Genomic DNA, 22,417 nt, shown 5'->3' with positions numbered 1-22,417 from the left:
GCCCTAGTGCTCCTCGGCCTCTTCCGGCTTCGCCCCCAGCGACAGCGATTCCCATACCGCGACCACGATCATGATCGCGCTCGTCGCGGCCGACAGCCATAAGGGCGAAAGATCGGCGGCGAACCACCACAGCGCCAGCAGCAGAATGATGCCGATGCCGTGCGAGAGCTGGAGAAAGCCGCGGATCGAGTGCTTGAACAGGATGGTGCCGACCAGGAACACCAGCGGACCGCCGATCGTGCTGACGATGGTCCTGACGTCAGAATGACCCGTCGGGTGCTTTAGCACCAGCTCGTCTGACACCGCGGTCAGGATGATGCCGGCGACGATCGGCATGTGCAGGTAGGTGTAGGCGAGCCGCGCCAGGCGGCCGGATTCGGCGGACTTCGAGATCCAATCGGAGCCGGCCTCCGCGCCCTTGTGGAAATAGATCCACCACATCGCAACGCTGCCGACCAGCGCCGAGACGAAGGCCAGGATGTTGTCCGCGGTCCAGTCCAGCTCGGCGAAGGTTGCGCCGTTGACGACGACGGCCTCGCCGAGCGCGATGATGATGAAGCCGGCGCAGCGCTCGGCCATGTGGCCGCCTTCGACGGCCCAGGCCTCGACCGACGAGAACCCGAGCTTGGGAACCCAGAAGCGAACTGCCGGCGAGATGTATTCGATCGTCAGCGCCGCGATCCAGAACCACAGCCGCGCCTCGTCATCGGCGAGGCCACCGAGAATCCAGAAGATGGCGGAGGCAGAGAGCCAGACCAGGATGCGGATCGCGTTGTGCCGCACCAGGCTGCGATGGCGCGGAGTTGCGAACAGCCAGAACGCGGTGCGCCCGACCTGCATCGTCGCATACGCAATGGCGAACCAGAGGCCCCGCCCCTCAAAGGCGGTCGGGATCGTCGTCGACAGCACGAGGCCGCCCAGCATCATCAGGAAGATCAGGATGCGGACCGGCGTCAGCTCAGGATCAAGCCAGTTGGTGACCCAGGCGGTGTAGACCCACACCCACCACACCGCGAGAAACAACACGGTGACGTGCACCGCCCCGAGCGGCGTGAAATGGTGCAGCAGCGTGTGCGAGACCTGGGTGACGGCGAAGACGAAGACGAGGTCGAAAAACAGCTCGGCATTGGTGACACGGCTGTGCTGGTTCGGCGTGATGACGCGAAACATCGCGCCGCGCGGGTTGTCCGCCGCCATCGTCGTCCCCGTCGCGCGATCAGCTCAGGTGCCCGGCACCCCGGTTTGCAGCGCCAGCGCATGCAGCACGCCGCCCATCTGTCCTTGCAGCGACTGATAGACGATCTGGTGCTGCTGGACGCGGGACTTGCCGCGGAAGGATTCCGAGATCACGGTCGCGGCATAGTGGTCGCCATCGCCGGCGAGGTCACGGATCGTCACCTCGGCATCGGGGATCGCTGCCTTGATCATCGCCTCGATATCGTGGGCGTCCATGGGCATTCGGGTCTCGCTCCTGTCTCGTCGAATCGTCGCCGGGGTCCCGATCGGTAAAGCCAAACTTGCCGGCATGGCCAAACTTAGCGTGAACGGTCTTCTAGGTCACGTACCGACCCACTATATCCCCGCTTCCAGCAGGATAAAGGCACGACAAAGTGCCGCGCACGGCAGATTGATCGAAAAGGCGTGAATCATGAAGCTTCCCGGCCCCGACCACCCCATCACCATCACCCAAAACCCCCGGCGCGTCCGCGTGACGGCGGGCGATATCGTGATCGCGGAGAGCACCAAGGCGCTGACGCTGAAGGAGGCCAAATATCCGGCGGTGCAATATCTGCCACGGGAGGACGCCAACATGGCGCTGCTCGAGCGGACCGAGCGCACCACGCACTGCCCTTACAAGGGCGACGCCAGCTATTTCAGCATCAAGGCTGACGGAAAGACGCTCGACAACGCGATCTGGACCTACGAGACGCCGTTCCCGGCGATGACGGAGATTTCGGGCCACCTCGCCTTCTATCCGGACAAGGTGAAGATCGAGGAAGTGGGGTAGGCTCACGGCGCAGCTGTGATGCGGGGTGATCACGGATCGCCTCTCTCAGTCGACACAAGGCACAAGATGCCGCGCAAGGCCGCAAGACTGATTGGGGTCTCGTTGCTGGGATTGGCCGGCGTGCTCATTGTGGTGGCCACTGCCGGACTGGGTTTTCGCGCCTATCGCGAGCATCTTGCTGCGGAAACTCTCGCGATCCGCTCGCCGAATGGCGTGCAGGAGGGAGAGTTCGTCGACATTGGCGGCATCAAGCAATGGATTCAAATTCGCGGCGAGGATCGGGATAACCCCGTCCTCCTGTTCGTCCATGGCGGACCGGGAGGCTCAACCTTGCCGATCTCGTCGGGTTGGCGCCCCTGGGAAAAGCATTTCACCGTCGTGCAATGGGATCAGCGCGGCGCTGGCCGCACCTATGGCGCCGCCGGAGACGCGCTTGCGCCAACCATGACGCTGGAGCGAATGACGCAGGATGGCGTGGAGCTCGCCGAGTATCTGCGAACGCATCTGCACAAGGACAGGATCATCCTGGTCGGGCATTCCTGGGGCTCGTTCCTGGGCATTCACATCGTCAAGCAGCGCCCTGATCTGTTCGCTGCCTATGTCGGCACGGGACAAGTGGTCGGCAGGGTGACGTTCGAGAAGCAATTCGAGATCACGATCGCGCATCTGCAAGATTTGGCGCAGTCCGCCGGCAACAGCGAGGCCCTGGCGGAATTGGCGCCGATCATCGCGCGACCTCTGATTAATCCACAAAATCGCCTGGTTGCCGACAAATGGAGCAAGGCGCTGCGGCTCCCCTCCATCGAGAGCGTCCAGTTGGCGGGTCCCATCCCGCCCCCGTTCATGCCGGATTTCTCGCTGCTGGACTGGTACAATTGGCGCAAGGGCATGGCCTTCTCCGCAAAATTTCTGCGCGGACGAGAGGGCCCCATGTTCAAGCGTGACGTCGCCTCGTTGGGACTCGCGTTTCCGATCCCGGTGATCTTCATCGAGGGCGATGCAGACTACAACACACCAGGTGGGCCGGCCGAACAACTCTTCAATCAGATCACGGCCCCGCATAAGGAATTTGTCTGGGTGCGTGGCGGGAGCCATTTCATTCCGTTCGATCGCCCCGACCAGTTTTTGGCAGAGCTGGTCACCCGCGTGCGACCGTTCGCGCAAGATTGAGCGGGCGGTCTGAGGGCCGGCGCCATTTCGAACCTCACGTCGACCCGCTACGCCCTGAAGATCGTGAGCCCCAGTATCAGCAGCACCAGGAAGATCACGACGAAGACGTAGAACAGGAAGCGGGCGATGTCGGCGGAGGCGGCCGAGATACCGGTGAAGCCGAGCACGCCGGCGACGATCGAGATCAACAGGAAGATCAGCGCCCATTTCAGGATCGTCATCGCCAGCTCCGCCACATTGGCCGCCGCAATCGGCGGCCCTCTCAGCCGTTTCGAAAACCCTAACTGCATTGCGCGGAACTGGTTCCTAAACGCGACCGAAGGTTCTTGCGGCACAAACTGCCCTTGCTGAATCGGGTTCCCGGCGGCACAGTCCGGCCGGGACAGGAGCGCGACCGGGGCGGCCATGATCACGATGTCACATTCTGCGACGGTGGGTGCAGAGGCTCACGCCGCGCCAAAAGCCAAGGCGCGCAACCTCTCGCTCGACCGTGCGCGCACCTTCCTGACGTTGGTGGTGCTGCTGCATCACGCCGTCATCCCCTACACCTATTTCGGCCACACCGACCCGGCGTCCTGGATCGGCTTCGACGCCGTCGTGCTCGCCACCGACAGCTTCTTCATGGCGATGTTCTTCTTCCTGTCGGGCCTGTTCACCTGGCCCGGCATCGCGCGCAAGGCGCCATCGGTCTTCCTGCGCGATCGCCTGTTGCGGCTCGGGCTGCCGTTCGTGATCGCAGCGTTCACCGTGATTCCGATCGCCTATTACGCGATCGCGCTGCGGCACGATCCCGAGCTGACGTTTGCCGCTTTCTGGTGGAAGACGGTCACCGTCGGCCCGTGGCCGAGCGGCCCGATCTGGTTCGTGTGGGTGCTGCTCGCCTTCGACCTCACCGCGAGCCTGCTCTACCGGGTCTCGGCGCATCTGGTCGATCCCGGCAATCGCATCTCGGTCGCGGGCTTTGGGCAGCCGGTCCCGTTCTGGCTGATGCTCGCCGCCGTCAGCATCATCGTCTACGTGCCGGCGCTGCTTTATTTCGGCGGCAACCGATGGTTCGAGTTCGGACCGTTCTCGGTGCAGGCGAGCCGCATCCTGCTCTACTTCGCGTATTTCTTCATTGGCGCCAGCGTGGGTGCAGCGAATTTCGATCGCGGTATCCTCGGCGCCGACGGCCAGTTGCCGAGGAGCCGCTGGCTGTGGGTGATCGCGACGTTGATCCCCTACTGCCTGATGTGGGGCATGATCTACATCAAGCGCGAGATCCTCGGCAATCCCGATGTGCTGCCGCACTGGTACCAGGCGATCTACGGCACATTCTTCGTGCTGTTTTCGGCGTCGATCCTGCTCGCGATCCTCGCCTTCTTCCTGCACTCGAAGGCGCCGGGGCCGAATCTGTTGGACCGCATGCAGGCTGATGCCTATGGCATGTTCCTGGTGCACTACCCGATCGCGCTGTGGATCCAGTACGCGCTGTACGGTTACGAGCTGCCGGCAATCGCGAAGGCCGCGATTGGCTTCGTGCTCACGGTGATCCTGAGCTGGGGACTGACGGCGGCGTTACGGAAGATACCGGGCGCCTCGCACGTGTTGTGAGAGGTGATCGCAGCCCGGATGGAGCGAAGCGAAATTCGGGATCGTGCCACAAGCAACACCGTCCCGGATTACGCTTCGCTCCATCCGGGCTACGGGTCTGAGTTTGCGGCGCCGCCTCAGGCCGCCTTCCCGCCCATATAATCCGGCAGCCAGCGCTCGAACGATTTCCGCAGCGTGTCGATCGCAACCGGCGCTTCGCCCGCGATCGCGATGGCATCGCCACCGGTTGTGCCGATCCGCACGCAAGGCACCTCGCAGCCGCGCATCTTGGCGAGCACGCGGCCGGCTTCCGTCTCCGGCACGGTGACGAGATAGCGCGCCTGGTCCTCACCGAACCAATAGGCTTGCGGCACGAGCGCGGTTGGCGCCGCCAGCAGTTTTGCACCGATACCGCCTGCCATCGCCATCTCGGCCAGCGCGATCAGGAGGCCGCCGTCCGAGAGGTCGTGAACCGCGGTTGCTGTGCCCGCATGGATCATGCCGCGCACGCAATCGCCGTTGCGCTTCTCGGCGGCGAGATCGACCGGCGGCGGAGCGCCCTCCTCGCGGCCGCAGATGTCGCGCAGATAAACGGACTGCCCGAGCCAGCCATGGGTGTCGCCGATCAGCAGGATCGCCTCGCCCTCGGCCTTGAAGGCCAATGACGCCGACTTGGTGAAATCGTCGAGCAGGCCGACACCGCCGATCGAGGGTGTGGGGAGGATCGCACGGCCGTTGGTCTCGTTGTAGAGCGACACGTTGCCGGACACGACCGGGAAGTCGAGCGTACGGCAGGCTTCCGAGATGCCCTTCAGGCAGCCAACGAACTGGCCCATGATCTCCGGCCGCTCCGGATTGCCGAAATTGAGGTTGTCGGTGATCGCGAGCGGCTTGCCGCCAACCGCGGTGATGTTGCGCCAGGCTTCCGCGACCGCCTGCATGCCGCCCTGATACGGATCGGCCTCGCAATAGCGCGGCGTGACGTCGACGGTCAGCGCCAGGCCCTTCGGCCCATCCTGCACGCGCACGACGGCGGCGTCGCCGCCGGGGCGTTGCATGGTATTGCCCAAAATGACGTGGTCGTACTGCTCCCAGACCCAGCGCTTGCTGCACATGTCCGGCGTGCTGATCAGCTTCTCCAGCGCGGCACCGAGCGCCATCGGCGCCGGCACCTCGCGCGCATGCACGACCGGCAACGCGGCGGAAGGGACATGCGGCCGGTCGTAGAGCGGCGCCTCGTCACCGAGCTCCTTGATCGGCAGATCGGCCATCACGTCGCCACCATGCTTGACCACAAAACGCTTGCTCGGCGTGGTATAGCCGACCACGGCGAAATCGAGGCCCCACTTCCTGAAGATGGCCTCGGCTTCCTTCTCCTTCTCGGGCTTGAGCACCATGAGCATGCGCTCCTGGCTCTCCGAGAGCATCATCTCGTAGGCGCTCATGCCGGTCTCACGAGTCGGCACCGCATCGAGATCGAGATCGACACCGAGGTCGCCCTTGGCGCCCATCTCGACCGCCGAGCAGGTCAGGCCGGCCGCGCCCATGTCCTGGATCGCGATGACGCAGCCCTTCTCCATGATCTCGAGGCAGGCTTCCAGCAGCAGCTTCTCGGCGAAGGGATCGCCGACCTGCACGGTCGGGCGCTTCTCCTCGGACTTGTCGTCGAACTCGGCCGAGGCCATCGAGGCGCCGTGGATGCCGTCGCGGCCGGTCTTGGAGCCGAGATAGACGATCGGCATGTTCACGCCGGAAGCGGCCGCGTAGAAAATCTTGTCGGTGTCGGCGAGACCCACCGCCATCGCGTTGACGAGGATGTTGCCGTCATAGCGGGTGTGGAAGCGCACCTGGCCGCCGACCGTGGGCACGCCGAAAGAATTGCCGTAGCCGCCAACGCCGGCGACCACGCCCGAAACGAGATGCCGCGTCTTGGCATGCTCGGGCGCACCGAAGCTCAGCGCATTGAGGCAGGCGATCGGGCGCGCGCCCATCGTGAAGACGTCGCGCAAGATGCCGCCGACGCCGGTGGTCGCGCCCTGATACGGCTCGATGTAGCTCGGGTGGTTGTGGCTCTCCATCTTGAAGACCACGGCCTGGCCGTCGCCGATGTCGATCACGCCGGCATTCTCGCCGGGGCCCTGTATCACCCAGGGCGCCTTGGTCGGCAAGCCGCGCAGATGGATGCGCGAGGATTTGTACGAGCAGTGCTCGTTCCACATCGCCGAGAAGATGCCGAGCTCGGTGAAGGTCGGCTCCCGCCCGATCAGCTTCAGGATGCGCTCATACTCGTCGGGCTTGAGCCCGTGGGCGGCAACCAGTTCCGGAGTGATCTTGGGTTCGTTCTTCATGGATTCGGGGCTTTCGGCGGCGGGTTGGCCGTTCTTAGGAACATCGGAGGCTCGCGAAAAGCCCTTTATGGCCCATTTTCCCGCTGTCCCACGTTTTGCGGCCGGGGCCTTGCGGGAACAGGAATTGCACGGCGCGGACGGATCGGATTTAAGGGCTCAAGACCCGCAATTGAAGGCCTATTTCCTTGCACGAATTGACCAAAACGGCCCCATCCCAGCGCCCCGAGCTGCACGTCGCAACCGAGGGAGAATTCAAGGGATGGCAGACCTGGATCCGCGACAGTTTTGAGAACCATATCGGCCCCTTCTGGCACCGGATGGAGGCGGACGGCAGCGTCCGCTGCGCCTTCCGGGTCGAGAAGAAGCACCTCAACGGCTCCAGCAACGTCCATGGCGGCTGCTTCATGGCCTTTGCCGACTATTGCCTGTTCGCGATCGGCCGCAACGCCCTGAACAGCAAGGGTGTGACCGTCAATTTCGCCTGCGAATTCCTCGATGCCGGCCATGAGGGCGAGCTGATCGAGTGCACCGGCGAGGTCACCCGGGCCGGCGGCTCGCTGATCTTCCTGCGCGGGGAGATGATGGCCGGCGAGCGCCGATTGTTCACCTTCTCAGGCACGATCAAGCGGGTGAAGCGGAAGCCGCTCCCTCAGGCGGGCGCCTAGCTCGCGGCGATCCTTCCCTGGCGCTGCCACGCTACAAAGTTGAGTTGCGCATGGATGCGCGGGGAGCCAACAAAGTGCCGCAGAGCACGCTGAGCGCCAGCGCAACGAGGCACGGCGTAGCCTGATTGACACTGGTTGGAGAAATGGTGAGGTAGTGGGGCGCAGGCCTGTCGCAACGCCCCCTCCCTCAAGGCTAAGCATGGACAGCCGCTCACCAGACGCCTCTCGAGCCTTGGAATCCGATCGCGCGCCGAGCGTCTGGTGGTTCGCACTCGCTCTTGTCCCACTATTTGCATCCCAGCTCATGCGACTGCATCCGCACACTGCGGCCGGCTGGCTGGTTTGGGACTACGCTGGCCGGATTGCCGCTCTGGCCATCCTTGCGGCGATTCCCCCAGCACGCACGGTTGCCTATCGACGCGAGCAACGTCGTATATCTCTTCTTGAAATCGGCGTCTGGATCGCAGGAATTGTGCTGCTGGACCGCTTGGCTCAGTGGCCGCAACGTCTCATCAACGCGACATTTCCGGCGACCGTCATTGGCAAGTATCCGCACCCGACCGGCTGGCTCAACGTCTTCGATCTCGTTTTTGGACTGGCACTGGTCGCGGCCAGCGAAGAGATCATTTTCAGGCGATTGCTTCGGAACGCATTGCTGCCTTACGTGGGCGACGGTGTCTTTGCCATTCTGGTCACGTCTCTGATATTCGGCGCCGATCATTGGTGGGCAGGGATCGGAAACATCCTGCTCTCTGCGACAATCGGCATTCTTTTCATGGTGATGTACCGGCGCTCAGGCGCGCTTTGGCCGGTCGTGCTCGTGCATTACCTGGTTGACCTGATCGCCTTCTCCGGCGTTTGGCGTTGAAGCGGCAATCAGCGCGGCGTCGACAATTGCTTCTCGGCGATGTTGAGCCATTCGGCCTGCGCATCGCGCAGATATTTTGGGGCGCGGCGCATCTGGATCAGGAGCTCGTTGAAGACCACGCGCGCCTCGGCGGTGCGGCCGACCATTTGCAGCAGCATGCCGTAGCGAACTCGCGCCTCTGCGCCGGGGAAATAGCCGGCGACGGCGTGGAACTCCTCGAGCGCCTCGTCGAGGCGGCCGACCTCGGCAAGCGCGCGGGCGTACAACAGGTGCGCGTCGGCGGAGTCGAATTCTGGCCATTGCTTCTGGAGATCATCGAGTGTCGCGAGCGCATCGGCGGGACGTTTGGCTGAAAACTGCGCTTGCGCCTTGCCCAGCGCATACGCGGGATCATGACCCATCGGCAGCGCCAGAACGTGGTCATAGTGCTGCTCGGCTTCGCCGAAGCGGCCGACTTTCGCGCACTCCTCGGCCAGCGCCGCGCGATTGGTGATGGTGTCGGTGGCAGCGAGCCGGTCGGACAGCTCGCGATAGCGCTTCTCCGGATCGAGCCTATTGGCGACGCGCTGGCGGGCCTGCCGCGCGCCCGGGCTCGAGAACCATTCGGGAATGAGCTCGACCGCGATATAGGCGAGCGCACCGACCAGCGGCACCATCAGGATGATGAAGGCCCAGGGCTGCATCCGCCCGGTGCGCGAGGCATGATAGATCAACGTGATATCGAGCAGCAGAACGACCAAAGCGACGGGCATGTGACATCCAGGGCACAACGACAGCGCAGGCTTTCTGATATCGCAACCGGCGCGGCGGAACAACTTTGAGTTGCCCATACCGATAGAAAAATCGGCGACCTCGGACGCACGCGCCTTGATGGCGATGAGAAGTCAGTCGCACCGATCGCGGTCCAGGTTCACGACATCGCGGCAGAGGCTTGCGGCTATTTGGCGTCGTCCGCGAGCAATTTCCGGTACTTCTCGACGTCGCGCGTCACCAGCTGCTGAAGCAGCTCCGATGTATGCTCATTGTCATCTGGCGCAACGGTCGAGAGGTCGGCAAAACGCTTCTTCACCGCCTCGGTTTCCACCGCCGTGCGCGCGGCTGCATTCAGCTTGGCGATGACGGCCGGCGGCGTGCCCTTGGGTGCGAACAGTCCGTTCCAGCCCTGCGCCTCGAATTCGGGCAGGCCGGCTTCCGCCGAGGTCGGCAGCTCGGGCAGTGTGGCGAGCCGCACGGTCGAGCCGACCACGAGCCCCCGCACCAGCTTCTCGTTGATCGACTGCGAGACGGAGGCGGCCGCATCACAGACGCCGTCGATCTGGCTGCCGATCGCGTCGGTCAGCGCAGGCGATGCGCCACGATAGCCGACCAGCGTCGCATCGATCCCGGCGGCCGTCACAAAGCTCTTGCAGATCAGGTAATTCGACGAGCCGACGCCGGCATGGCCGAGATTGATCTTGCCGGGATTGGCCTTGGCGTAGGCGATGAACTCCTTCAGATCCTTCGCCGGAAAATCCTTGCGGATCGCGATGATGCCGAAGGTCTTCGCCACCATTCCGATCGGCACGAAGGAATCGGGCGTGAATGGCAGCTTTGGATAGATCGTGTAGGTCGCGGCATTGGTGCCGGCATTGCCGATCGCAATGGTGTAGCCGTCGGGTTCGGCGCGGGAGGCGCGCGCGAGCGCAGTCGAGCCACCGGCGCCCGCGACGTTCTCGATCACGATGGTCTGGCCGAGCGCGATGCTCATCTGCTCGGCGACCGTGCGCGCGATCACGTCCGAGGTGCCGCCGGCTGCGAACGGCACGATCATGGTGATCGGACGCTTGGGAAAATCCTGGGCGAACGCGGCAGTCGCAAACGCAACGACAGCGATGGCGGCCGACAGCCACTTCAACACGAATGAAATCACGCGGCCTTGTCCAGATGCTGGACCAGCCCCGCGAACAGGCCGCGGCCGTCGGTGCAGCCCATGATGTCTTCGACGTGGTTTTCCGGATGCGGCATCATGCCGAGTACGTTGCCCTTGTCGTTGACGATGCCGGCGATCGAATGCGCAGCGCCATTGATGTTGTTGGCCTCGTCGACCACGCCGCCGGCGGAGCAGTAGCGATAGAGCACCCGCCCCTCGCCTTCGAGCCGCTTGATGGTCTCGTCATCCGCCTCGTAATTGCCCTCACCATGGGCGACCGGCACGCGGATCACCTGGCCGGCATTGTAGCCGCGGGTGAACGGGGTGTCGGAGCGCTCGACGCGCAGATGCACGTCCTTGCATATGAACTTCAGCCGCGCGTTGCGCATCAGGACGCCAGGCAAGAGGCCGGATTCGCAGAGGATCTGAAAGCCGTTGCAGACACCGAGCACGAGGCCACCCTCGGCCGCATAGTCGCGCACCGCGTCCATCACCGGCGCCCGCGCCGCGATCGCGCCACAGCGCAGGTAATCGCCGTAGGAGAAACCGCCGGGCACGACCACGAGATCGGTGCCTGCGGGCAGCGAGGTCTCGGCGTGCCAGACCATCGCGGGCTCGTTGCCCGAGATCAGCTTCAGCGCGCGCGCCATGTCGCGCTCGCGGTTGATTCCGGGAAAGACGAGGATGGCGGCTTTCATAGCTCAGGTTCCGACGGTGACGGGAATCGGGTTGGCCCGCGGGCCAATTCGTCAAGAGACATAGCCATTTGACGGGAATTTTACCAGTGCTAGCCTTGCGGAATGGCCTTGTGCACAGGCCATAGAAACGGCACGTGTGCCCAACGCCCGGGATTGAAGCCATGAACGTCCCGTCGCAGCCCGCATCGCACTCCGAGCCAGTGTCCACCGAGGGCGTTGTTGCTGCCGGCGCCTATGTCGACGGACGGCGCGTCGCCAACATCGCCATCAGCGAGGCCTCGAGCTGGCGGGCCAAGCCCGGCCACGTGGTTTGGATCGGGCTGCACGAGCCCGACATGGCCTTGCTCGGTGCGGTGCAGAAGCAGTTCGATCTCCACGATCTCGCAATCGAGGATGCCAACAACGCCCACCAGCGCCCCAAGATCGAGCAATATGGCGAAGCTCTGTTCATCGTGGCGCGTACGGCGCAATTGATCGAGGGCCGCATCGCCTTCGGCGAGACCCACATATTCGTCGGCGAAGGCTATCTCGTCACCGTCCGACACGGCGCATCGACCTCCTACACGGCCGTGCGCGAGCGCTGCGAGAGCTGCCCGCGGGCGCTCGCCCGCGGCGAGGACTACATCCTCTATGCGATCCTTGATTTCATCGTCGACAACTACTCGCCCGTGCTCGAGAGCATTCACGAGGAAATCGAGGAGATCGAAGACTACGTGCTCTCGAACGTGATCGCCAAGGCACAGATCGAGCGGCTCTATATGCTGCGCCGCGACCTGTTGCGGCTGCGGAACGCCATCGGGCCGCTGGTCGAGGTCTGCCGCAGGCTGGAGCATGACGAGCTGTCGATGGTTCGCCCGACCATGCAGCCGTTATTCCGCGACGTCACCGATCACGTCCGCAACATCCAGGAGCGCATCGACTCCATGCGCGAGGTGCTGGCCTTCGCATTCGAAGCAAGCCTCCTGGTCGGCCAGGCGCAGGAGACGGCGGTTTCGAAGAGGCTCGCCTCCTGGCTCGCGATCCTCGCCGTGCCGACCGCGGTTGCCGGCATCTATGGGATGAACTTCAAATACATCCCCGAGCTGCAATGGGAGTACAGCTACTTCGTGGTGATGGGCATGATGGCGCTGACCTGCGCCGGCCTGTACTGGCGCTTCCGCCGCGTCGGGTGGCTGTGAGCGAGTTGCCCGGATGGAGCGAAGCGCAATCCGGGTCAGTGCCACCGCGGATCATAGACCCGGATTTCGCTTCGCTCCATCCGGGCTACGACTGCTGCGAGGCCGCGTGAGGGTTAGACGATCTCGACCCGGTAATTCTCGATCACGGTATTCGCCAAGAGCCTGTCGGCGGCGTCCTTCAGCGCGGCTTCCGCCTTGGCCTTGTCGGCGCCGGCGAGCTCGATGTCGAACACCTTGCCCTGACGGACGCTGGCGACGCCGTCGACACCGAGCGACTTCAGCGCGCCCTCGATGGCCTTGCCCTGCGGATCGAGAATGCCGTTCTTCAGCGTAACGGTGACACGTGCCTTCACGTCAAAATCCTCTCAGCTCTTCACCAGCACCGGACCGGAGCCCGCCGGACGCTCGTTTTCCATGAGGATGCCGAGGCGTTTTGCAACTTCGGTATAGGCCTCGAGCAGACCGCCGAGGTCGCGGCGGAAACGGTCCTTGTCGAGCTTCTCGTTCGACTTGATGTCCCACAGACGGCAGCTATCCGGCGAGATCTCGTCGGCGACGATGATCCGCATCATCTCGTTCTCGAACAGCCGCCCGCATTCCATCTTGAAGTCGACGAGGCGGATGCCGATACCGAGGAAGAGGCCGGTGAGGAAATCGTTGACGCGGATGGCGAGCGCCATGATGTCGTCGATCTCCTGCGGCGTGGCCCAGCCGAAGGCGGTGATGTGCTCTTCCGACACCATGGGGTCGTTGAGCTGGTCGTTCTTGTAATAGAACTCGATGATCGAACGGGGCAGCTGCGTGCCCTCCTCGATGCCGAGGCGCTGCGACAGCGAGCCGGCGGCGACGTTCCGCACCACCACTTCCAGCGGCACGATCTCGACCTCGCGAATCAACTGCTCGCGCATGTTGAGGCGGCGGATGAAATGGGTCGGCACCCCGATGTCGTTGAGGTGCTGAAACAGGTACTCCGAGATCCGATTGTTGAGGACACCCTTGCCCTCGATCACCTGATGCTTTTTCGCATTGAACGCGGTGGCGTCATCCTTGAAGTGCTGGATCAGGGTGCCGGGCTCCGGACCTTCGTAAAGAACCTTTGCCTTGCCTTCATAAATGCGACGCCGACGGCTCATGGGGATGTACCGTGTTTTGTTGAAATCCATGTATTTGGTGTGCTCCGGTTGACTAGGACTACTGACCCACAGCGGAGCTGCCGTGAACGGCTCGGAACCCGTCTGGAACCCTTGGAAATACCAAGGAAACAGAACAGGAACCCAACCTCAGGCAACCTATCCGATTGGCCGTCCCAGCACAATCGATCCGGCCCCTTCGATGCCAACTTATACCGCCTTGCCTGCGGCTTAACGGCTCGTTGTTTTGCCGATTCGTGCCCCCTATCTAGGCATGCGCTGAGGCCCCCGCAACGCGGGCGGCCCGGTCCATTCAGCAGGGAATTGCAAGACGCATGAGCGAGTTGAACAAGCGCGAGGAAGGCTTTGAGAAGAAGTTCGCCCTCGACGAGGAGCAGAAATTCAAGGCGGAGGCCCGCCGCAACCGGCTGCTCGGCCTGTGGGCGGCCGAAAAGCTCGGAATCAGCGGCGAAGCCGCTACCGCCTACGCCAAGGAGGTCGTCGCGGCCGATTTCGAGGAAGCCGGCGACGGTGACGTGCTGCGCAAGGTCATGGCCGATTTCGCCGCCAAGAACGTCGCCATCACCGAGCAGACGATTCGGGCCAAGATGGGCGAGCTGATTGCGGTGGCGGTGGCCGAGGTGAAGGCGGGGAAATAGGCGAAATAGGGAGTGGCGAGTAGCGAATGAGGGTCCCCCATTCGCTACTCGCAATTCGCCACTCACCCCCGTTAACCTTCCTTGAAGCCGTACTCCGGCACGTTGCCGCTGGCGCCGTAATATTTGTACGGCAGGAATTTGCCTGACATCGTGATCTTGACGCGGTCGCCCTTCGGGTTGGGCAGACGCTCCATCACCATGTCGAAGTCGATCGCCGACATGATGCCGTCGCCATATTCCTCCTCGATCAGTGCCTTCCAGGCCGGGCCGTTGACCATCACCAGCTCGTAGAAGCGATAGATCAGGGGATCGGTCGGCGGCATCGGCATGCCGCGCATCGGCGTCTCGTTCAACATCGTGGTCTCGGCCTTCGACAAGCCGAACAGCTCGGCGGCATTGGCGGCCTGCGGTTTTGTCAGCTTCATCTGGCCGAGGATCGCGCCGACGATCAGCACTTCCGAATAGCCGCCGATCTTCTCGCAGATGTGTTTCCAGCTCCAGCCCTTCTCGCGCTTGATGTCGAGCAGCTTTTCGGTGAGGTCTTCGCGTTTCATTGTCAGGTCTCCCTTTCTAGGCCGTCAATCCGGGACTGCTCCCGGGTGTCCAGGTCTGTCGTTGATCTTCGCCGCCCGAAGCGATGGTCAGTCCGGGCTTGCCGATGTGCACCACCGGCACATTGCGCGGATCGTGATCGGGCTTCTCGGCGACGAAGGTCTTGCTGCGCGTCACCAGGAAATCGATGATGTGGTTGCGCAGCGCGTAGTACAGCGGATGGCGGTGCAGATCGGTGCGGCCGCGATCCTTCGGCAGCGGATTCTCGACGACCTCCGCCAGCACCGCGCCCGGACCATTGGTCATCAGGAAAATCTTGTCGGCGAGATAGATCGCCTCGTCCACATCATGCGTGATCATGAACGCGGTCTGTCCGGTCTCAAGGCAAATCCGCCGCACCTCGTCCTGGAGCGTGCCACGCGTCAGCGCATCCAGCGCCGAGAACGGCTCGTCCATCAGCATCATCTTTGGCGTGATCGAGAGCGCCCGCGCGATGCCGACGCGCTGCTTCATGCCGCCGGAGAGCTCTGATGGCCGCTTGTGCTCCGAGCCGGTTAGGCCGACGAGATCAATAAAGGTCTGCGCATGCGCCTTGACCCTGGCGCGATCCCAGCGCCGCCATTTCGAGCTCACGGCATAGGCGACGTTGCCGAGCACGGTGCGCCAGGGCAACAGCGCATGGCTCTGGAAGATCACGGCACGGTCGAGGCTGGTGCCGGAAATCGCCTGGCCGTCGACGATGACGGCGCCCTCGCTCGGCGCATCGAGGCCGGCGAGGATGTTGAGCACCGTGGTCTTGCCGCAGCCGGAATGGCCGATCACGCAGCAGAACTCGCCGCGCGCCATCGACAGCCACAGATTCTCGAAGATCGTCGTCGTGGCGCCGCTCGCACCCGGATAGCACTTGGCGATGCCTTCGATGGAGATGAATTTGTCGGTCACAGCCCCTACTCCGGAAACGTGACCATGCGCGTGAAGCGCGCGAGGATCTGGTCGAGCAGCATGCCGACGACGCCGATCAAGAGGATCGCGATGATGACGTTGGTGATCGAGAGGTTGTTCCACTCGTTCCAGACGAAATAGCCGATGCCGGTGCCGCCGACGAGCATTTCGGCGGCGACGATCACGAGCCAGGCGATGCCGATGGAGATGCGCATGCCGGTCAAAATCGTCGGCGCCGCCGCCGGCAGGATTACGGTGAAGGCGCGACGGAACGTGCCGACCTCCAGCGTCCGCGCGACGTTGATCCATTCCTTGCGCACGCTGGCCACGCCGAAGACGGTGTTGAGCAGCATTGGCCAGATCGAGCAGATGAAGATCACAAAGATCGCGGAGATCGAGGAATCCTTGATGGTGTAGAGCGCGAGCGGCATCCAGGCGAGCGGCGAGATCGGCTTCAGCACCTGGATGAAGGGATCGAGCGCCTTGCTCAGCAGCGGCGACATGCCGATCAGGAAGCCGAGCGGGATCGCCACCAGCACCGCCAGCAGATAGCCGGTGCCGACGCGCGCAATGGAATATGCGAGCTGGATGCCCAGCCCCTTGTCGTTCGGCCCGTTGTCGTAGAACGGCCGCTTCAGATGCTCCCACAGCTTTGCGCCGACATCGAGCGGCCCCGGCATCGCCGATTTGCCCTGCGTCGCGGTGAGGCCCATCAGCTTGGCGTATTCCGGGCTCATCGCCGCGGTCGGGCCTGCCGAACGCGTGGCGAGATGCCAGACGCCGAGGAACGCGGCCAGCAGCGCGATCGAGACGAGGCCGGCGCGAAGGCGGAGGGAGGATGTCATCGCGCAAGACCTCTCCACCCGTCGTCCCGGCGAAGGCCGGGACCCATACCGCGGAATCTATCGATCGCGCTCGATAGGAGCACCGAACGAAAAGTCTTCGTCAAACTTTCCCCTGGGGTTATGGGTCCCGGCTTTCGCCGGGACGACGCTTGAGAGCGCGCGCGCGCCGTCCTCACGACGCCTTCCTGATCTTGAAGCTCGCGACGTAATCGTCCGGCTTGGTCGGATCGAAAGTCTTGCCCATCACCGCGAACGATTTGTACGCGCTCTCCGGCGGCGACAGGCCCATCTCGGTCATCAGCTTCTTGGTGTCGGTTGCGAGATACACTTGTTCTGCCACCGCCTTGTAGTCGACATCGCCCTTGATCTGGCCCCAGCGCTTCATCTGCGTCAGCATCCAGACCGCAAAGGACTGCCAGGGGAACGGATCGAAATCGACGCGCTTGGCATCCGTCTTCACACCACCAAGGCCGTCGGCATAGGTGCCGGTCAGGACCTGCTCCAGCACGGTGACCGGCGCGTTGATGTAGTTGGCCGGTGCGATGGCTTCGGCGATCTGCTTGCGGTTCTCGGCCTTCGACGCATAGGCGGTCGCATCGACGATCGCACGCGTCAGTGCGGCAAAGCTGTTCGGCGCGGTCGTGATGAACTCCTTGCTGGCAGCGAAGCTGCAGCAGGGATGGCCGTCCCAGATCTCTTTCGACAGCAGATGCATGAAGCCGACGCCGTCATAGATCGCGCGCTGGCAGATGTTGTCGGGCGCGAGGAAGCCGTCGATGTTGTCGGCGCGCAGGTTCGCAACCATTTCGGGCGGCGGCACCGAGCGCAGCTGCACGTCGGTGTCGGGATCGATGCCGTTCTCGGCGAGATAATACCGCAGCAGGTAATTGTGCATGGAGTAGTCGAACGGGATCGCGAATTTCATCCCCTTCCAGTCCTTCGGGTCGCGCTTGTCCTTGTGCTTCATCGCAAGCGTGATGCCCTGCCCGTTGATGTTCTCGATCGCGGGCACCGTGAACGGAATCGCATTGGCGCCCAGGCCCAGCGAGATCGCGATCGGCATCGGCGCCAGCATGTGCGCGGCGTCGTATTCCTTGTTGATGGTCTTGTCGCGGATCACAGCCCAGCCGGCGGTCTTGACCACGTCGACGTTGAGGCCGTGCTTGGAATAGAAGCCGAGCGGCGCCGCCATGATGATGGGCGTCGCGCAGGTGATCGGGATGAAGCCGACCTTGAGGTCCTTCTTCTCCGGCGTGCCGGTGTCGGCGAAAACTTCGGTCGCGGTCTTGATCGGAAAGAACTGCGACAGCGCCGCCAGCGCCGTCGACGCACCGACCGATTTCAGGAAGGCGCGCCGCGCCACGTCCTGCGGAAACATCGCACGCATCACCGCCGACGCCACCACGCCCTCGTAGCGCTTCTCCTCGCTCTCGACGGGATCACAGCGCAGCGCTGAGGCCTGCTCGTGCTCGGCGGCTGATTGATGCTGGCCGCAGACGCAGCCGGCCCGAAGGTTGCGGTCGGGATCAAACGGATTGTCGAACGTGGACATCGGACCTCCTGCGCGTCATTGCGAGGTGGAATTCAGCAAGGAGCATGCCAGTGCCGGTCGGCAGGCCAGTGCCTTGATGACGCAGGAGTTTCGGTCGCACTTGGTCGCTACGAAAATTCGTGATACACGAGAATTCGTGGTCAGATTACGAGATTTCGGAGTGGCAATGCTTTCGACGCTCACCCCCGACGAGGTCGCGCAAAATCTCGATCCGCGCACCGCAGCCTTCGAATCCTCGGTCGAGGCGACGCTGCTGGTGGACCCCTATGGCGACCAGATCATCGACGCCAATCCGGCCGCCTGCACCCTGCTCGGCTACGACCGCGCATTGCTGCGGCAGACCAGCGCCAGCACGCTTCATGCCGGCCAGCTGCCGGCGCTCACCGTGTTCACCCAGGCCGTGCTGCATAAGGGCGCCTACTGGACCACGGCGGTCACCCCGCGTCATGCCACCGGGCAAACGCTCAGGCTTGAATATGCCGGCTGCCTGCTGCCCCATGACGGCCGCACGCTGGTGCTGCTGACGCTGACCGATCTCGAAGCCCGCCGCCGCCGCAACGTCGATGCCGCCGCCGAAGACCACATGCGCAGCGGCATTTCGACCTGGCAGCGGGTCGAGCGCGTGTTCCAGGACATCGAGCGCGAGAACCAGCTGATCCTGCGCGCCGCCGGCGAAGGCATCTATGGCGTCAATGCCGAAGGCAAGACCACCTTCGTGAATCCCGCGGCCGAGCGCATGCTCGGCTGGACCGCCGAGGAGCTGGTCGGAAAGGAAATCCACCCGATCGTGCACCACACCCATCATGACGGTCGTTACTATCCGGATCACGACTGCCCGATCTATGCGGCGTTCCGCGACGGCGCCGTGCACCAGGTCGATGGCGAAGTGTTCTGGCGCAAGGACGGCTCGCCGGCCTGGGTCGAATACACCTCCACGCCCATTCGCGACCGCGGCGTGGTGGTCGGCGCCGTCGTGGTATTTCGCGACGTCAGCCAGCGCCGCGAGGCCGACGAGAAGCTGCACGCCGCGCTCGCCGAGGTCGATCGCCTGCGCGAGCGACTCGAGCTCGAAAACGCCTATCTCCAGGAAGAAATCCGTATCGAGACCAACCCGCGCGGCATCATCGGCCAGAGCGAGGCGGTCCAGAAGACGCTGCGCCAGGTCAAGCTGGTGGCCCCGACCACGGCGGCGGTGATGATCACCGGCGAGTCCGGCACCGGCAAGGAGTTGATCGCGCGCGCCATTCACGAGGACTCCACCCGCAGCGACCGGCCGCTGATCCGCGTCAACTGCGCCGCGATCCCGCGCGAATTGTTCGAGAGCGAATTCTTCGGCCATGTCCGCGGCGCCTTCACTGGTGCGACGCGCGACCGCATCGGCCGCTTCGAGCTCGCCGACGGAGGCACGTTGTTCCTCGACGAGGTCGGCGAGATCCCGCTGGAGCTGCAGGGCAAGCTGCTGCGCGTCTTGCAGGAGGGTAATTTCGAGCGCGTCGGCGAGGAGCGCACGCGAACCGTCGACGTCCGCGTCATCGCCGCGACCAATCGCGATCTCAAGCAGGAGGTCCAGCGCGGCCGCTTTCGCGAGGACCTCTATTTCCGCCTCAACGTCTTTCCGATCGAGACCGTCCCTCTGCGCGAACGCCGCGAGGACATCCCGCTGCTGGCCCAGCATTTCCTGACCCGCGAGAGCAAGGCGCTGAAATCGAATTTGCGGCTGTCGGAAGGCGATGCGCGGCGGCTGACCCGCTACGACTGGCCCGGCAATGTCCGCGAATTGCAGAACGTGATCGAGCGCGCCGCGATCCTGTCGCAGAACGGCCGCCTGCGCATCGATCTGCCGGATGCCTCCGGCGCCCAAACGCCCAGCGGCACCGCACGGCAGAAGGCCGACGCGCAGCCGGCGGTGATGACGTCATCGGAGATGCGCGATCACGAGCGCGCCAATATTCTCGCCGCGCTCGAGGCCTGCGCCGGAAAAGTGTTCGGCCCCGCTGGCGCGGCCGAAATGCTTGATATCAAGCCGACCACGCTGGCCTCGCGGATCAAGGCGCTCGGGATCGCGCCTCGTCCGCGTGCGGCCCATCCTTCGAGACGCCCGCTTTAGGCGGGCTCCTCAGGATGAGGACGGCGTGCGCGGCAGCAGTTTCAACAGGTACCGCTGCCGCTTAGCCTCATCCTGAGGAGACCGCGAAGCGGTCGTCTCGAAGGACGAGGCGCGCGTTCACGCCGCCTTGGTGGTGACTTCAGTCGCAATCGGCAGGCCCTGCTCGATCGGCAGCGACGGATCGCGCGACCATTCGTTCCAGGAGCCGAAGTACATCCGCACGTCCTTCACACCGGCGTTCTTGAGCGCGAGGAAGGTGTTCGAGGCGCGCGCGCCCTTGAAGCAGTAGAGATAGACCGGTGTGGTCTGCGAGATGCCGACGGTGGCGCATTCGGCAAGAATCTCGTCCTTGGACTTGAAGCGCGGACCTTCGGCGGTCGGCTTCATCATGCGATACCATTCCAGCCACACCGCACCGGGGATGCGGCCCTTGCGCGGACAGAAATCCTTCCCATAGGGAGAAGAGCTGTCGCCGATCCACTCGTCGACATCGCGCACGTCGAGGATGGCGATGCCGGGCTTGCCGACCGCGCCGAGCATGGTCTTGGCGTCGATCAGGATGTCGCCAGCTTCAGGCACGATCGAGAAGGAGGCCTTTGCCGGTGCCGGCACGTCCTTCGTCACCGGGAAGCCCGCGGCCGACCACGCGTCGAAGCCGCCGTGCAGCACCTTGATCTTGGGATAGCCGAGCATGGTGAGGAGATAGTAGCCGCGGCAGGACTGGCCGAAGCCGGAATTCATCGACTGCTCGTAGATCACAGCCGTTTCCTTGCCGGAGAGACCCGCGCCGCCGAACGCATCGGCGAACTTGGTCTTCAGCTCGGCCATGCCTTCCGGCGTCGAGGTCGCAAGGAAGGTGAAGATCTCATGCACGTTGACGGCGTTGGGCAGGTGGCCTGCGGCATAGGCGTCGGGATTGCGGGTGTCGACGACGACACACGGCTCGGTTTTCAAGAGATCGGCGAGTTCGACGGCAGTAATCAGGACGTCAGTCATGGCAGCCTCTCCGTTGAGGTTGGGGGTCTTCGGGGTGGACTCGTAAAGCTTCAGGAATCGGCGAGCATCTTGCGCAGCTGCTTGGTGGCAGGCGTGACGATCGCGACGAAGTAAGCCTCGCGCAGACGCCGCTGCGCGCGGTGGCTCTTGAGATAGCCGCGCGCGCCACAATGCAGCATCGCTGCATGCGCCGCCGCGACGCTGGCTTCGCCGGCGCGAAGCCTGAGCGCAATCACCTTGCGCCAGTAGGTCTCCTCCTCGTTGTAGGGATCGCGCGCCAGCGCCATCGTCTCCGCCTCGAGCTCGGCGGCGAGATCGCGGAAGTGCACCGGCTGCTGCGGCAGATAGCGGTTGATGTGGCCGAGCGGATTGTCGACCTCGTCCATGATGTTGATGCAGTCGCGGATGACGCCGAGCGCCATGCCGGCCTGGAGCAGGATGAAGCCGGCGCGGATCTTCTTCACGAAAGGGCCGGCGGGATCGGCCAGGATCAGCTCGTCCGGCACGAAGACGTCGCGGAACTGCACGCCGTAGGTGCCGGTGCCATCCATCGCGAGGAACGGCTTGCAAGGCGTCAGCGTGATCGCCGGGTCCGAGCAGTCGGCCAGGAACATCACGGTGCCGGGCTCGCCGCTTGCGATGCCCTGATCGTCCTCGCGCTCGAAAATGGTGCCGAAGTAGTGGTCGGGGCCGAGATTGGAGACCCAGGGCAGCGCGCCGCGGACGATGTAGCCGCCGTCGACTTTCTTTCCCTTCAGCTTGAGCTTCTCGATCCCGAAGAAGCTCTTCATCGGATTGGAGAGCCCGGTGCCGCCGAGCACGCGGCCGGTCGAGAACGCATCGCCGAAGCGTTTTGCCAGTTTCAGATTGGTCGAGTTCGCCGCGTACCAGACCAGCGTGGTCTGGCACCAGGCCATGAAAGCGGTGGCGCCGCAGACCTCGCCGATCGCCGCCATCGCCTGGATGGCGCAGCGCAGATCTGCGGGCCCCTCGTGAGGCACGTGACTGCCCCAGGCGCCGGCCACGCCGAATTCGCGCAGCACCTCGGCCGGATAGACCGTGCCGGCATCGATGCCGGCGGCGAGCGGCGCGAGCTGCTCGCGCGCAATTCGCGCCACCTCGCCGGCAATGGACGGTGCGGGCTGATCCAAAACTTCGGCCCGTGATAAAGCCAGTGACCCCATGATCGTCTCCCGCACCTTGTCCTGGTTGCTGATC

General features: G+C 63.9%; 23 protein-coding genes. 8 read left to right on the top strand and 15 right to left on the bottom strand.

The window, feature by feature from the left end:
• Nucleotides 1-3: 3 nt before the first annotated feature.
• Nucleotides 4-1,197: a low temperature requirement protein A gene (locus tag IC761_RS13025; protein WP_195803635.1), complete on the bottom strand. Its 1,194-nt coding sequence runs from the start codon at nt 1,195-1,197 to the stop codon at nt 4-6.
• Between the two features lie 24 nt (nt 1,198-1,221).
• Nucleotides 1,222-1,458: a BolA/IbaG family iron-sulfur metabolism protein gene (locus tag IC761_RS13020; protein WP_008139419.1), complete on the bottom strand. Its 237-nt coding sequence runs from the start codon at nt 1,456-1,458 to the stop codon at nt 1,222-1,224.
• A gap of 190 nt (nt 1,459-1,648) precedes the next feature.
• Between IC761_RS13020 and IC761_RS13015 the strand changes: the two genes are divergently transcribed.
• Both IC761_RS13015 and IC761_RS13010 read left to right on the top strand, forming a co-directional pair.
• Nucleotides 1,649-2,008 carry a DUF427 domain-containing protein gene (locus tag IC761_RS13015; RefSeq protein WP_195803634.1) on the top strand — a complete coding sequence of 120 codons (360 nt, stop codon included), beginning with the start codon at nt 1,649-1,651 and terminating at the stop codon, nt 2,006-2,008.
• Between the two features lie 66 nt (nt 2,009-2,074).
• Complete coding sequence (locus IC761_RS13010) at nt 2,075-3,178, top strand: alpha/beta fold hydrolase (RefSeq protein WP_195803633.1); 1,104 nt, start codon at nt 2,075-2,077, stop codon at nt 3,176-3,178.
• 47 nt (nt 3,179-3,225) lie between these two features.
• On the opposite strand, the gene IC761_RS13005 is transcribed toward IC761_RS13010, so the two are convergent.
• Nucleotides 3,226-3,399: a DUF1328 domain-containing protein gene (locus tag IC761_RS13005; RefSeq protein ID WP_027548646.1), complete on the bottom strand. Its 174-nt coding sequence runs from the start codon at nt 3,397-3,399 to the stop codon at nt 3,226-3,228.
• Nucleotides 3,400-3,583: 184 nt separating this feature from the next.
• Between IC761_RS13005 and IC761_RS13000 the strand changes: the two genes are divergently transcribed.
• On the top strand, nt 3,584-4,771 hold the full coding sequence (locus IC761_RS13000; protein WP_195803632.1) for an acyltransferase family protein: 1,188 nt from the start codon (nt 3,584-3,586) through the stop codon (nt 4,769-4,771).
• A 116-nt stretch (nt 4,772-4,887) separates the two neighbouring features.
• Here the strand turns inward: IC761_RS13000 and purL are convergent, their stop codons facing one another.
• Nucleotides 4,888-7,098, bottom strand: a complete 2,211-nt coding sequence (purL, locus tag IC761_RS12995) for a phosphoribosylformylglycinamidine synthase subunit PurL (RefSeq protein WP_195803631.1) — start codon at nt 7,096-7,098, stop codon at nt 4,888-4,890.
• A gap of 185 nt (nt 7,099-7,283) precedes the next feature.
• Between purL and IC761_RS12990 the strand changes: the two genes are divergently transcribed.
• Both IC761_RS12990 and IC761_RS12985 read left to right on the top strand, forming a co-directional pair.
• On the top strand, nt 7,284-7,763 hold the full coding sequence (locus tag IC761_RS12990; protein ID WP_195803630.1) for a PaaI family thioesterase: 480 nt from the start codon (nt 7,284-7,286) through the stop codon (nt 7,761-7,763).
• A 199-nt stretch (nt 7,764-7,962) separates the two neighbouring features.
• A complete protein-coding gene (locus IC761_RS12985) occupies nt 7,963-8,631 on the top strand; it encodes a CPBP family intramembrane glutamic endopeptidase (protein ID WP_195803629.1) in 669 nt (222 codons plus the stop codon).
• An 8-nt stretch (nt 8,632-8,639) separates the two neighbouring features.
• Here the strand turns inward: IC761_RS12985 and IC761_RS12980 are convergent, their stop codons facing one another.
• From IC761_RS12980 to purQ, 3 genes are all read right to left on the bottom strand, one after another.
• Nucleotides 8,640-9,383, bottom strand: coding sequence for a tetratricopeptide repeat protein (locus IC761_RS12980; protein ID WP_195803628.1), 744 nt, complete (start codon nt 9,381-9,383; stop codon nt 8,640-8,642).
• A gap of 185 nt (nt 9,384-9,568) precedes the next feature.
• On the bottom strand, nt 9,569-10,540 hold the full coding sequence (locus tag IC761_RS12975; protein WP_195803627.1) for a tripartite tricarboxylate transporter substrate binding protein BugD: 972 nt from the start codon (nt 10,538-10,540) through the stop codon (nt 9,569-9,571).
• Nucleotides 10,537-11,238 (bottom strand): phosphoribosylformylglycinamidine synthase subunit PurQ, encoded by a 702-nt coding sequence (gene purQ, locus IC761_RS12970; RefSeq protein WP_195803626.1) that lies wholly within the window; start codon nt 11,236-11,238, stop codon nt 10,537-10,539. The genes IC761_RS12975 and purQ overlap by 4 nt, the downstream gene beginning before the upstream one ends.
• Before the next feature lie 161 nt (nt 11,239-11,399).
• Here purQ and IC761_RS12965 point away from each other — a divergent pair, with 161 nt between their 5' ends.
• Nucleotides 11,400-12,416 carry a magnesium and cobalt transport protein CorA gene (locus tag IC761_RS12965; RefSeq protein ID WP_195803625.1) on the top strand — a complete coding sequence of 339 codons (1,017 nt, stop codon included), beginning with the start codon at nt 11,400-11,402 and terminating at the stop codon, nt 12,414-12,416.
• Between the two features lie 113 nt (nt 12,417-12,529).
• On the opposite strand, the gene purS is transcribed toward IC761_RS12965, so the two are convergent.
• Both purS and purC read right to left on the bottom strand, forming a co-directional pair.
• The gene (purS, locus tag IC761_RS12960; RefSeq protein WP_195803624.1) at nt 12,530-12,769 is read right to left on the bottom strand and encodes a phosphoribosylformylglycinamidine synthase subunit PurS; all 240 of its coding nucleotides are present in this window, start codon (nt 12,767-12,769) and stop codon (nt 12,530-12,532) included.
• Between the two features lie 12 nt (nt 12,770-12,781).
• Nucleotides 12,782-13,549 (bottom strand): phosphoribosylaminoimidazolesuccinocarboxamide synthase, encoded by a 768-nt coding sequence (gene purC / locus IC761_RS12955; protein ID WP_008974302.1) that lies wholly within the window; start codon nt 13,547-13,549, stop codon nt 12,782-12,784.
• A gap of 332 nt (nt 13,550-13,881) precedes the next feature.
• On the opposite strand from purC, the gene IC761_RS12950 reads away from it, so the two are divergent.
• Nucleotides 13,882-14,205 (top strand): DUF1476 domain-containing protein, encoded by a 324-nt coding sequence (locus IC761_RS12950; RefSeq protein ID WP_195803623.1) that lies wholly within the window; start codon nt 13,882-13,884, stop codon nt 14,203-14,205.
• Between the two features lie 71 nt (nt 14,206-14,276).
• Here IC761_RS12950 and cynS read toward each other — a convergent pair whose 3' ends face one another.
• From cynS to IC761_RS12930, 4 genes are all read right to left on the bottom strand, one after another.
• Nucleotides 14,277-14,759, bottom strand: coding sequence for a cyanase (gene cynS, locus IC761_RS12945; protein WP_195803622.1), 483 nt, complete (start codon nt 14,757-14,759; stop codon nt 14,277-14,279).
• A 16-nt stretch (nt 14,760-14,775) separates the two neighbouring features.
• Nucleotides 14,776-15,699: an ABC transporter ATP-binding protein gene (locus IC761_RS12940; protein WP_195803621.1), complete on the bottom strand. Its 924-nt coding sequence runs from the start codon at nt 15,697-15,699 to the stop codon at nt 14,776-14,778.
• A 5-nt stretch (nt 15,700-15,704) separates the two neighbouring features.
• Nucleotides 15,705-16,544, bottom strand: a complete 840-nt coding sequence (ntrB, locus tag IC761_RS12935; protein ID WP_195803620.1) for a nitrate ABC transporter permease — start codon at nt 16,542-16,544, stop codon at nt 15,705-15,707.
• A gap of 172 nt (nt 16,545-16,716) precedes the next feature.
• Nucleotides 16,717-18,096: a CmpA/NrtA family ABC transporter substrate-binding protein gene (locus IC761_RS12930; protein ID WP_195803619.1), complete on the bottom strand. Its 1,380-nt coding sequence runs from the start codon at nt 18,094-18,096 to the stop codon at nt 16,717-16,719.
• A 166-nt stretch (nt 18,097-18,262) separates the two neighbouring features.
• Between IC761_RS12930 and IC761_RS12925 the strand changes: the two genes are divergently transcribed.
• The gene (locus tag IC761_RS12925) at nt 18,263-20,203 is read left to right on the top strand and encodes a sigma 54-interacting transcriptional regulator (RefSeq protein ID WP_195803618.1); all 1,941 of its coding nucleotides are present in this window, start codon (nt 18,263-18,265) and stop codon (nt 20,201-20,203) included.
• Between the two features lie 117 nt (nt 20,204-20,320).
• On the opposite strand, the gene IC761_RS12920 is transcribed toward IC761_RS12925, so the two are convergent.
• Together IC761_RS12920 and IC761_RS12915 are read right to left on the bottom strand one after the other, a co-directional pair.
• The gene (locus IC761_RS12920; RefSeq protein WP_195803617.1) at nt 20,321-21,199 is read right to left on the bottom strand and encodes a sulfurtransferase; all 879 of its coding nucleotides are present in this window, start codon (nt 21,197-21,199) and stop codon (nt 20,321-20,323) included.
• Between the two features lie 50 nt (nt 21,200-21,249).
• The gene (locus IC761_RS12915) at nt 21,250-22,383 is read right to left on the bottom strand and encodes an acyl-CoA dehydrogenase family protein (RefSeq protein WP_195803616.1); all 1,134 of its coding nucleotides are present in this window, start codon (nt 22,381-22,383) and stop codon (nt 21,250-21,252) included.
• Between the last annotated feature and the right edge of the window lie 34 nt (nt 22,384-22,417).

This window comes from Bradyrhizobium commune (assembly GCF_015624505.1).
GTDB lineage: Bacteria > Pseudomonadota > Alphaproteobacteria > Rhizobiales > Xanthobacteraceae > Bradyrhizobium > Bradyrhizobium commune.
Note: the sequence above shows the minus strand (reverse complement) of the source record. Positions and strands in the feature narration are given on the sequence as shown.